Below are 4,387 nucleotides of genomic sequence, written 5' to 3'. Positions count from 1 at the left end.
CCCCTTTCCCCCCGGGGCGCCCCCATCGATCCTGTGACGGGAGCAGCCTGACGAGCAAGCGAAGAGGCCCCGGCGTGCCCGCCGAGGCCTCCACACAGTATCCGGGGACCGATGCCGGAACGCCCGGCCGGCACCGCCTACGGCATCAGGACCCCGCCGACATCGAGTGCGTCGATGCCGACGAACGCTGCCGTCGCCGCTCCGGTGCTCTCCCCGCTGCATTCGATGCGCAGGGTGTGCGTGTCGTCCGCCAGCGACCCGGACGCCCAGACCCGCTGCTGCGGCACCCATATGGGCCAGTAGAGGTCGACGAGCACCGGCGTGCCTTCGTCGAGCGTGATCCTCACCTTGCCGTAGTTCACGCCCTTCGAGGTGATCAGGGCGATGTCGGTGCCGCTGAACGTCACGTCGCAGTACGAGCCGGCGGCCGTCGCGTATCGGAACGAACCGCCGGAGTAGCGCGGCGAGGAGGTGAGCGTCCACGGGCCTGAGTACTGCAGGCGGGAATCGTTCTGCTCGTACCGCGTGACGTAGGGAGTCGCGGACGTAAGCTCCCCTTCCGCCACGTCGACGGCGTCGAGACTGATGTTCGTACGCATCGACGCCGGATCCGACATGCCGGTGTGCTCCATGCGCAGGGTGTGCGCGCCGGCGCTGAGTCCGCGCTTGCTGTACACGACCTGCTTCATCCTGTAGGTCGGTGCGTAGAGACTCACCAGTGTCGTGTCGGTCGAGTCGAGCACGACGCGGGCCGTGCCGTACGCCGGACCGGTGAAGACCACCAGGTCCACGCCGGTGCCGCTGAACGCGACCGCTGCCACACAGCCTGTCGCACCCCACGACATGGTCCCGCCGGAGTACCCCGTCGAGGTCGACGTGGTCCAGACGCCCGAGTACGCGATCCGCGGATCGTTCTGCTCGGCCCGCTGCAGATCCGCCGCCGATGCGACGGCCGGGACCGCGAGCCCGATGACACAAGCGAGGATCGCGACCGTGAAACGAACGTACGCGCGCATGTCTACCTCCCCAGTCCCGGCGGCTTCGCCGCGCGGTCACCGCGCCCCTGCGACGGAGGATATACCCTCGGCCACCCGTCATCCAACGCGCCGGCCCGCCACACGGAACGCAACGAGGCACCCGCGGGTGCCTCGTGAGTAGCTGGTGGGCGATCATCGACGCGCTTGTGACCTACCTCGCAAGCAGCCGGTAGCCGTAACAGCGGCCCGGCCAATGCTACTCGACGCGCGACAGGTTCATCTGCCATGAACCGTTAGTGACAGCGGGCCCGGAGTCCGAGTACTGGAGGGACATCGTGTCCTGCCCCAAGTCCGTCAGGCGCCAGTACCTACCCCCCGCACCGGGGTTGTCGCTCTGCACGTGCAGAACCACATCGTCTTTGGCGCGTTCCTCCACCCACGTATCCAGCACATCCTTGTCGCGTTCCACCGCCCAGGTCCCACTCCACCGCACCGTAATCGTGGCGGGCATGCTGCGTACTAGGGGCCCCAGGGCGAACCGGCCGTCGTCGGTCAGCACGAGCGTCGAGCTGGTACCGTCCGATGGCAGTGACCACTTGTACGAGGGCTGCACGGAGTCTACGCGCCACACCCCTTCAAGACCCCGGGTGCGGGTGCAAGCGGCACACAGCAACAGGGATGCACCCACGAGAAGGCGCAGAGCCGCCCTGAAACACCTCGTGAGGGAACTAGAGATCACTCGGCACGACCTCACCCGTCCGCGCGTCGATGAGATGGATGCGATCTCGCAAGGCAGACGCGGTAGCTCGCACCGCGTCGCCAGCAGCCTCAGCTGCTGTCTTCGTTCGATGCAGCTGGCATAGGGCTACCGGAAGAGCCACGATTGACATCGTGGCCCCCGCGACGGACACGAGCGCCGCAACCGTAGCCACGGGAGCGGTTTGGTATTCCAGTGCGATTGCGTCGATGAACCCCAAGTAGCCTCCTCAGGGTCATGCCAGAGCATGCCCGACGCCGCGGTGTTTCCCTGTCGAAGCTCGTGCACCCGGCGGTGTTGGTACTTCTGTGGAACCGCACAACACTGAGATGCTACACGGAACCGCGCAACGCGTGGAGTCGGTGCCAGCGGGGTTGCGATGTGTGGCGACTGCCTCGATGCTGGGCGCATGGATGAGCACAACGACACCTCGGTGACGGCACGACTGCTGGGCGCGTCATACGCGCTCGGCGTCGTCGAGCGGTTGCAGGAGATCGCCGACGAGGCCGCTACTCTTGAACGGCGAATCCGCGAGCTTGCCGAGGTGCGCTCGGCTGCAATCGAGCAGGTAGAGGCCTTGGCGCGTGCAGGTGCCGGCGCTCGGCTGGCATTCGCGGGTGCCTCGACCGCCGAGCAGCGCGAAGTGCTCTCAGCGGTACTTTGTAGCGCCACCATCGAGGACGGGCGCATAGTGTCCTACCAGTGGAAAGACCCCTTCGGATTCCTCGAAAGGAGTCCCGAAGGGGCCTTCTGTCATTCATGGTGGGCCATCATCGACGCGCTTGTGAAGGCCGCTGTCTAACTCCGACAGGCCACCCCTACGGTCCGAGCAGCTCCCCAGTCACGTCGAAGCGATCCACCCAGACGTTGTATCCGGTCGACTTGGCGTTCTTGCCGGTGGTGCTCTCGATCCGGAGTACGTGGTTCTCCAAAGGCAACTCCGAGACCGACCAGAGCACCTGCTTGAACTGGTTGGGGGAAGCGTACATGTCCACTGTGGCCTGGTACACGCCGTCGAGATAGACCCTCGCGCGACCGCCCGACGTGGTCTTGGACCCGATCCAACTGATCGCGGTACCGCAGAAGGTGGCCTCCACGGACTTGCCCGCGCCGGACACGTAGCGTGCCGTGCCCTGCGAGAACTGCGTGCGCACCAGGCTGCCCCACGTCCCCGCCCACACAGGCCGCGAGTCGGTCTCCTCGCGCGGCAGCGTGGCGTGCAGGGCGGTGACGGACACACGCTGAAGTTCGGGCGCGAGCGCCGTGGGCCCTTCCAGCCGCACGACGATGTCGATGAACTGGGATGCAGGCACCGCGCTCATGTCCGAAAAGGCGGCCACATCCTCGGATGCGCGGCCCAGGTAGTTCCCGCTGCCGGTCGTCCAGTCGATCGGTTCGCCGTCACGACCCAGCGGCTCCGACCATTCGATCCCATCTGCACTCGTGCGCACCGCGAACTTGACCGCCGAGCCTGCCGAGAGCGTGCCGATGGTGGCTTCGAGGCGACCCCAGCCCCGGAACGCCGGCAGCGCGCCGGTGGGCTCGACGGCGCGAAGACCCACGCACGAGCCGGTGCCGCCGATGGAGCAGGGGTTCGGGTGAGTACCCCAGTCGCCATACACCAGGGCGTACGTCGGGTTAGTCACAACGACCGTACCGTCAGGCTTGAGTCCGATGGTCCCGCCATAGCACGCTTGCACGGCGACGATGTCAGTCCAGTCCGAGACATCGCACTGGCCGCAGTCGTTGCTCCCGGTCGCAACCACCGTCCCGTCACGCTTGAGACCAACGTTGTGGGACCCGCCCGCCGCCACGGCCGCGATGTCGCTCCAATCCGAGACATCGCCGCTGCTCCCCGCTGTCGCGAGCACCGTGCCGTCGCGTCGAAGGCCGAGGGTGTACCAGTTGCCACATGCCACAGCAGCTATGTCCGTCCAGTCCGAGACGTCGCACCGACCATCGCCGGCGGAGCCGGCGGCTACGACGGTGCCGTCACGCCTGAGACCGATGGTGTGCCAGAAGCCTCCGGCGACCGCCACGATGTCAGTCCAGTCCGAGACGTCGCATTGGCCGAAGTCATCCCCCGCGGAGATCCATCCTGCGGCCGCAACCACTGACCCGTCAGACCTCAGACCGACGGCGTGCGCATAGCCACCACCAATCGCAGTGATATCGGTCCAGCCGCAGACATCACCGCGGCTGCGCGCCAGCGCGACCACGGTGCCGTCGCGCTCAAGTCCGAACAGGCCGCCCTCGGTCGCGGTGATCGCCACAATCGGCTCACGAGGCGAAACGTTGCACTGGCCAGAGAAGTCCATCCCGACCGCGACCACCGTGCCATCTGCCTTGAGGCCCACGGTGTGGTACACGCCGGCGGCAACGGCCACGAGGTCGTCCCAGTCTGCAACGCCGCTCTGGCCCCAGCTGTCGTCCCCGATCGACACTGCTGTGCCGTTCGCCGTGAGGCCGACGGTGTGGTTGTAGCCCGCCGCGACAGCGGTGATGTCGGTCCACTCTGAGACGCCGCACTCGCCGCACTCGTTGCTTCCGACGGCCAGGACAGTGCCGTCCGCCTTGAGACCGACCGTATACCAGCCCCCCGCCGCGATGTCGACGATGTCGGTCCACTCTGAGACGCCGCACTGTTCCCAGC

The 4,387-nt window shown here is 66.9% G+C and carries 4 protein-coding genes; 1 reads left to right on the top strand and 3 read right to left on the bottom strand.

Going from position 1 to position 4,387, the window contains the following annotated elements; genetic code table 11:
- Positions 1-137: 137 nt before the first annotated feature.
- Both FDZ70_06935 and FDZ70_06930 read right to left on the bottom strand, forming a co-directional pair.
- A complete protein-coding gene (locus FDZ70_06935) occupies positions 138-1,016 on the bottom strand; it encodes a hypothetical protein (GenBank protein ID TLM75320.1) in 879 nt (292 codons plus the stop codon).
- A gap of 217 nt (positions 1,017-1,233) precedes the next feature.
- Positions 1,234-1,446, bottom strand: a complete 213-nt coding sequence (locus tag FDZ70_06930) for a hypothetical protein (protein ID TLM75319.1) — start codon at positions 1,444-1,446, stop codon at positions 1,234-1,236.
- Between the two features lie 697 nt (positions 1,447-2,143).
- On the opposite strand from FDZ70_06930, the gene FDZ70_06925 reads away from it, so the two are divergent.
- Complete coding sequence (locus tag FDZ70_06925) at positions 2,144-2,536, top strand: hypothetical protein (GenBank protein TLM75318.1); 393 nt, start codon at positions 2,144-2,146, stop codon at positions 2,534-2,536.
- 16 nt (positions 2,537-2,552) lie between these two features.
- Here the strand turns inward: FDZ70_06925 and FDZ70_06920 are convergent, their stop codons facing one another.
- Positions 2,553-4,352, bottom strand: coding sequence for a hypothetical protein (locus FDZ70_06920; protein ID TLM75321.1), 1,800 nt, complete (start codon positions 4,350-4,352; stop codon positions 2,553-2,555).
- Positions 4,353-4,387 lie beyond the last annotated feature (35 nt).

The organism is Actinomycetota bacterium (assembly GCA_005774595.1).
GTDB lineage: Bacteria > Actinomycetota > Coriobacteriia > Anaerosomatales > D1FN1-002 > D1FN1-002.
This window is presented reverse-complemented; position numbering and strand designations above follow the sequence as displayed.

Coding starts and splice junctions, on each gene's coding strand:
- FDZ70_06935 (TLM75320.1), bottom strand. CDS start 1,016: ATGCGCGCGTACGTTCGTTTCACGGTCGCGATCCTCGCTTGTGTCATC.
- FDZ70_06925 (TLM75318.1), top strand. CDS start 2,144: ATGGATGAGCACAACGACACCTCGGTGACGGCACGACTGCTGGGCGCG.